The organism is Vibrio sp. 1F253, assembly GCF_041439295.1.
Lineage (GTDB): Bacteria > Pseudomonadota > Gammaproteobacteria > Enterobacterales > Vibrionaceae > Vibrio > Vibrio tasmaniensis_A.
Genome location: NZ_JBGONU010000004.1, coordinates 191,737 through 198,300, shown reverse-complemented (window position 1 = coordinate 198,300; position 6,564 = coordinate 191,737). Strand labels below are relative to the sequence as shown.

5 protein-coding genes are annotated in these 6,564 nt (G+C 41.1%); 3 read left to right on the top strand and 2 right to left on the bottom strand.

Features of this window, described 5'->3' with window-relative positions:
* Nucleotides 1-251: 251 nt before the first annotated feature.
* Both viaA and ACED28_RS03890 read right to left on the bottom strand, forming a co-directional pair.
* Nucleotides 252-1,697, bottom strand: coding sequence for an ATPase RavA stimulator ViaA (viaA, locus tag ACED28_RS03895; protein ID WP_017097464.1), 1,446 nt, complete (start codon nt 1,695-1,697; stop codon nt 252-254).
* A 12-nt stretch (nt 1,698-1,709) separates the two neighbouring features.
* Nucleotides 1,710-3,365, bottom strand: a complete 1,656-nt coding sequence (locus ACED28_RS03890; RefSeq protein WP_012600558.1) for an ATPase RavA domain-containing protein — start codon at nt 3,363-3,365, stop codon at nt 1,710-1,712.
* Between the two features lie 287 nt (nt 3,366-3,652).
* On the opposite strand from ACED28_RS03890, the gene ACED28_RS03885 reads away from it, so the two are divergent.
* The 3 genes from ACED28_RS03885 to ACED28_RS03875 all read left to right on the top strand — a co-directional run bounded on the left by ACED28_RS03885 (nt 3,653) and on the right by ACED28_RS03875 (nt 6,498).
* The gene (locus ACED28_RS03885) at nt 3,653-4,168 is read left to right on the top strand and encodes an NUDIX hydrolase (RefSeq protein WP_009845430.1); all 516 of its coding nucleotides are present in this window, start codon (nt 3,653-3,655) and stop codon (nt 4,166-4,168) included.
* A 40-nt stretch (nt 4,169-4,208) separates the two neighbouring features.
* Complete coding sequence (ltaE, locus tag ACED28_RS03880) at nt 4,209-5,213, top strand: low-specificity L-threonine aldolase (protein ID WP_009845431.1); 1,005 nt, start codon at nt 4,209-4,211, stop codon at nt 5,211-5,213.
* A gap of 760 nt (nt 5,214-5,973) precedes the next feature.
* Nucleotides 5,974-6,498 (top strand): hypothetical protein, encoded by a 525-nt coding sequence (locus ACED28_RS03875; protein ID WP_017097466.1) that lies wholly within the window; start codon nt 5,974-5,976, stop codon nt 6,496-6,498.
* The last annotated feature ends 66 nt before the right edge of the window (nt 6,499-6,564 follow it).

Below are 6,564 nucleotides of genomic sequence, written 5' to 3'. Positions count from 1 at the left end.
AACCGAGGTCCACGGATTTGCAATCCGCTGCATAGCCACTCTGCCAAGGCGCCTTTTCAATTCAACACTTTAGGGGCTAAAGCAAGCCACACCGCTGTGTTCGGGTGCCTACTTTACGGATCGCGGGGAGATAGTCAAACAAAAAAATGAATTTCAATTCCGTTTGCTGACATTTAAATCAAATTGCTGCATGTTCGATCTCTTCAATCAATAAACACGCAGCAAAATGGAGCAAATTAAGGAATTCGACGTTACCACTTCTTCATAAAACGACCGACTAGGCTTGGATGGTAAGCCCAACAATGGTCAAACATCGTCATAAGTTGTGGGTTGCCATATTTCGAAAGACTAACCGCATGAAAACGGTTTTTGTGCTCTTTCAATTTTTCAACCTGAGCAATCATTTCATCAGACTGCTTAGGAGCAATAAAGTCAGAAAGCACGATCAAATCTGCGTTCTTGTATTTGTCACCCGTCATCAAATCAATCGACTTCATCAGAACAGGTTCTAAATCTGTACCGCCATGGAATGAGTAGCTTAAAAAGTCACTCGCTTCACGCAGGCCATCTTGCCTTGTTAACTCATAGGTAATCTGCTCAGAAGAGAACAGAATCACGTAACAGTCTCTCTCTTCCGCAAGCGCGATTTGCATCAAAGCATAAGCCATAGCTTTGGCTGACTGCTCTGGGAAACCGCTCATAGAACCAGAAGCGTCGACACAGACGATAAACGGGCCTTTTTCAATATCGACGTTTTTGCTATCAGGCTTTTGCGCTTTTACTTTACGTAATGTCCGTGATTTACCTTGCGAACGATAGCTCAATAAACGCTTGTCGGCCAAGTGCTTATAAAAGATAACCTCAAGTTCAGGGTAAGCGAGGAACATGGTTTCGTTTGGCAGCATCTTGTTGAGATCATCACTTTCGTGAATCCCAACAATATCATCGACCGCTTCATCGCTTTTCTCTTCAACCATCTGCAGTTCTTCTACAGGAGCTTTGTGTAGCGAAGGATCATCTTCCTCACCAGCCATACGTCCTAGTTTTTCTGCGATCTCTTGCAAACCCTTGTGCTTATTCAGAAACTCAGCGTGGCGCTTCATGATGGTTAGGTCTGTTTTGCTTAATTTGGCCGATGCCATGTCCCACAAACGCCCTACACTGCCTTCATCGCCCGACTCTGTCACTTTGTCCATGTTTTTCATGGTTTCCATGCGCTGATAAAGATCAGCTAAGACTTTTTCTTTGCTTGTTTCGAGTTCGGTGACTTGAGCTTGTTTGATGGCATCTGACAGCGATTGGTACCATTGATCACAAAAGTAATGTGGAAACATCGCGTTATAAACACCTTTATTGTTTTCCATCAAACGTCTTGCTTGTAGATAAAATGCTGAGTGCCACTCCAGCTTCTTAATAACGCGATCAATCTCGTCAAAAAACTGAGATTCATCCCAGTAAATCACTTCTTGGTAAAGTGCGATTTCCTCTTGGAAACGGTCGGTTTCACACACTTTAGTGACGCGTTTTTTTACTTTACCGCGCCATTTAACTAAGTGGTTTTTGACTGATGTTTTCACACCTTTATTCTCAGCAGCCATCATCACTTGAGAACGAGCGATAAGATCATTCATCGCGGTATCAATGATACCTGAGTCAGCCACCATCAAAGCGAGGTTTAAGCCGTCAGCTCCTAACATATGCTCCCCCTCTTACTCAAAGTACTGACTCATGAACTTAATGCGTTGCGCGATCTTGCTACTCTTCACTTTTGTCGTTTCAAGCTCTTGTGTTACCGCCTGTAAGCTTGATTCCATCGCTTTCGGTAAATCAGGGTCAATATAGTTATGCGGTAATGCGTCATGGAATTCAGTGCGTACTCTTTTTAACTTGAATTCAGCTGCAGTTAACTGTTCTAGGGCTTTCTCAGCGCCGTTCAACCACTTGTTATACAGTTCTTGATCTAAACCGTCAGTAGTCACCACACTCACCAATACAGAACGATTAGCAATATCTTTGATCACTAATTGATTCGATGCATCCAAGTCGAGCTTTAAGCGGCATAGATTTTTGTTTTCGTTTACGTAACCATAAATGTCGCCATGACCTTCTTTTAAAACGCGGTCAAAATCATCTTTGGCTACATACACCCAACGACTATCGCCTTTCTCAGATTCAGACACCGACATATTGCTTTGCAGCATAACCAATTTAATAAGATTGTATGCGCTACCGACGCTGTACATTTTCGCGTTCTTGATATCATGTTGGTAAACGTCTTTACGTCGTAAGCCACTGGTTGACTCCACAGAGAGCGACACCGAGAGAGTCGATTCAACATCATCTTGAATCTCTTCTAGCTCTTCACGAGACATTTCGATTTGAGATTTAGACTCTTGCTGATCAAACGCTCGGTTCAACGCAAAATCTTTTACAACGCTACGAACCACATCGCGAGATTCAGGGCTATGCCACAAGCAATCCTGTAAAAGCATAATATCCAGCGGGTTAACGCTATCACGACCACTGAAGAATGCGCTCGCTTTCAATAGTTTGACCGCTTTCTTCCAGCGTCTGTCCGAAACATACAAATCCGACTCGGATGCTGAGCCTTGCTTCTTAACCGTGTCTTCAAGCATGGTTTTTAGCTCAAATAACTTGTTAAACGAATTATCCGTCAACTCCAGATTATCGAGTTCTTTCTGCCATTGATGATATTCAATGTCTGTAATCGCTAACCCTTTTGGAATGACGGCTTCTTGAGAAGTCCCTGTCGTTAGCATCGATTTGAAGTTTTGTTTGTTTTGAATACGGTTGACGAACACACGAACTAACATTCGGTCATAAAGTGCTTCTAGGCCGCTGTCTTCGTCTGGAAGTTCATTAGACGCTGAAACCAACAAGCGCATCGGCACACGCTCAATGTCTGCGCCGTTTTTAAATGTCTTTTCGTTAACCACAGTCAGTAACGTATTGAGAATGGCAGGGCCTGCTTTCCAGATCTCATCAAGGAATACAACTTGCGCGGTTGGTAGGTAGCCTTCGGTCAGCCTTACGTAACGACCGTTGTCTTTTAATTCTTGAATGCTTAGTGGGCCGAACACTTCCTCAGGAGTAGAGAAACGTGTCATCAAATATTCGAAGTAGCTACTGTTGTCAAAAGCCTGGATGAGGCGTTTAGCGATAAGGCTTTTTGCGATACCCGGAGGGCCCAATAGGAACACACTTTCGCCAGCCAGAGCCGCCAGTAAACAAAGCTTAATGGTGTCTTCTCTTTCATAAACGCCATCAGAGAGAGCATGCGCTAATTTATTGATTCTTTCAGAGAGTAGCGCCTTGTCAGCATGTGAGGAAATAGAAGGGTTCATGCGTTACTCCGAAAATCTTTGAACAGTTGAGAGTGTAGATACGTTTTTATACATTTGTTAGCACTTTGTTACAAGTATCTTTTATTATTGAGTTGCCTTTATATCAGATGGTTAAGCTGCAATTTTCGCGCAATCATAGATTCCAATTATGAGAGTAGCATCACGAATGGTGTGAAACTAAATCTATTGTTAACCCTAATTTTTCTTTTATTTTCGACACCATAGACGTTATGGTGGTACACGTCTTCAGTTATAAGAAAAATTGGCAAGGAAAGTGGCCAGATTGCATGAGTAAAGTTATCCATCAATGGAAAAGTATTTCTCTTATAGAAGAGAACGTGACGCTCCCTACGAACGTCGTGGTAAAACATACAACAATAAACCACCCCGGCGCGGCCGTTATTCTTCCTATCACTTCGTCTGGAAAAATCATCCTCATTAACCAGTTTCGTCCTTCTCTTAAAAAATGGCTTTTGGAACTCCCTGCTGGCACGATGGAAATTGATGAGACACCTCTTCAATGTGCACAACGCGAACTCGAAGAAGAAACGGGTTACAGTGCAACTTATTTCCAGAGCTTGGGACAAGTTACCCCTTTAGCTGGCTTCTGTGATGAGATCCAACACTTGTTCATCGCAAAAGACTTAAGCCTTACTACCCGCTTTGAATGTGATGAAGATGAAGTAATAGAGGTTATCGAACTTAGCTTGGAAGAACTGCAACATAAAATTCGCAACGATCAAATTACCGATACCAAAACCATCGCTTGTTTAAGCAAAGCCCAACTATGTGGCCATCTATAGCCAATTATATGACTACCTAATAGTACTCTAGGAGATAAACATGGACTTTCGTTCTGACACCGTAACTAAACCTTCGCAAGCTATGCGTGATGTAATGGCAAATGCAGAAGTAGGCGATGATGTATATGGCGATGACCCAACCGTCAACGAACTGGAACAATGGGCTGCAAATGAAACCGGTTTTGAAGCGGCTATGTTCACTTCTTCCGGCACACAGGCCAACCTACTGGGTTTAATGGCGCACTGTGAGCGTGGTGACGAATACCTTTGTGGCCAACAAGCGCACAACTACAAATACGAAGCTGGCGGCGCTGCAGTATTAGGCTCGATTCAACCTCAGCCAATCGAGAACAACCCTGACGGCACGTTAGATTTTAAAAAGCTTGCTGCTGCGATTAAGCCAGACGACAGCCACTTTGCTCGTACTAAGCTTCTTAGTTTAGAAAACACAATCAATGGTAAAGTGCTGCCAGTCTCTTACCTAGCGGAAGCGCGTGAGTTCGTAAACCAACACGGCCTGCAAATGCACTTAGATGGCGCGCGTGTCTATAACGCGGCGGCTGCACTAGATGTTCACATTAAAGAGATCGCACAACACTTCGATTCGATGACAATTTGTTTATCAAAAGGTTTGGGTGCTCCGATTGGCTCTCTACTTCTTGGTAGCAAAGCGTACATCGCTAAAGCTCGTCGATTACGTAAAATGGTCGGTGGTGGTATGCGTCAGGCTGGTATTCTTGCTGCAGCAGGTAAAATGGCGCTCACGGAGAACGTGGCTCAACTTAAAGTAGACCATGAAAACGCAAAAAAACTAGCGATTGGTCTAAGCAAGTTAGAAGGTTTCTCAGTTAACCCTGATTTCATTCAGACTAATATTGTGTTTGCGAAGTTAGATCAGTCGATTGATATTAACCGTATCGCACGGGAGTTAGGAGAGCAAGGCATTACAATGTCACCAGGTAACCCTGTACGTTTTGTTACTCATAGAGATATCAGTTCAAAAGACATCGCGACTTTCCTAACTAAGTTGGAAAGTGCGCTTTAACGCTGAACAAGATTCACATTAAAGCAATTAAGACTAGAGCTTCCCTTACGAAGCTTTAGTCTTTTAAAAAAAATCATTCACCTCTTCCACCTCACCTATACCTATACCGACTAATCTGCCTAATAGACTCAACTAAATTAACTGCAACAGAACGCAATCTTGTTTTGGCCTATGTGAATACCTTCTATGTATTAAACCTGCGTTTAAGTATTAAATTATCGTTAAATTTCGATTTTCATTTGTGAGATTAAATTTTTCATGCACGATAAAATCAAATAATTTAATCGTAATAATTTAATTTTTATTTGCCATGCGTACGGTATTTAAGAATAAAACACACCAATTCTAAAAAAACATCGTAAGAGGCTAATTTAAATAGAAATTACCAACTAATATAGATAGCCACTTTTCACTATTACAATTTAAAATCGTCACATTCAAATTATAAACCAGTGAATAAAACTAAAAATAAAATATTCCTGGAAGAATAATCCATCGAAAAATTCACCAAAAATAACGCCGTAGACCATAGTTCTAATTTTATCAATTAATAAAAATCCACTCGTAAATTTAACTGTGGGTCAAAAACTGCCTATCTAATTGAAAACAAAATTATTATCTAAAAATGTACTATTTATACCTTACCTTAAACTCATACTAAAACTCATACTTCGTCTAAATAATAAACTTTTTTTACTACTTCACCATTTTTTAAAGCACTTATAGTTTTGAAAGTTAAGCAACAGGTTACATTCAATCAATGAGAGGTGAAATGATGATTAGAGCATTCGTATTTATTCACAAATTCATCGTCTCAACGTTAATTTTTAGTCTGTCACTTTCATTCTACACCAGTGCTAACACCTTAACGTTAGGAATTAATGGCCAGATCAAAGATCGATGCGAAATAAATTTCTTTTCTGGCAATGTCATGAAGTTTACGGAACACCGTGATGTGCAACTATTGCCTTTTAATATGTATTGTAACCGTCCGTTGGGTATAACGATTAATTCAAAATATGGAGGCTTAAAATATCAACACCAAGGGGTTGATATTATTGAAACTTATAATCTGTCATTACAAATAGACGAGCTTCGTCTTTATGAAAGTAGGCACAGCAGCCAACTTACTTCACCAGTAATGATAAACAGTTCTGGTGTTATTCCTTTCTCTCAACAGGGGAGCCTTAGGGTAGCACTCGAAAATAGCTTGCGTTTCGCGGGTTATTATCAAGACGTTATTGAGATCGAAGTTTACCCTTCGATTCATAGCGTGACCAAGTAAAAGCTCTGCAATGTATCTGCAGAACAACATACGCTCAGCAGTATTCGAGCCAATCATTTAAGATAA

Bases quoted from the DNA above. Each gene is read 5' to 3' on its own strand.
- ACED28_RS03890 (WP_012600558.1), bottom strand. From the start codon at position 3,365: ATGAACCCTTCTATTTCCTCACATGCTGACAAGGCGCTACTCTCTGAA.
- ACED28_RS03885 (WP_009845430.1), top strand. From the start codon at position 3,653: ATGAGTAAAGTTATCCATCAATGGAAAAGTATTTCTCTTATAGAAGAG.
- ACED28_RS03875 (WP_017097466.1), top strand. From the start codon at position 5,974: ATGAGAGGTGAAATGATGATTAGAGCATTCGTATTTATTCACAAATTC.
- ltaE (WP_009845431.1), top strand. From the start codon at position 4,209: ATGGACTTTCGTTCTGACACCGTAACTAAACCTTCGCAAGCTATGCGT.
- viaA (WP_017097464.1), bottom strand. From the start codon at position 1,697: ATGTTAGGAGCTGACGGCTTAAACCTCGCTTTGATGGTGGCTGACTCA.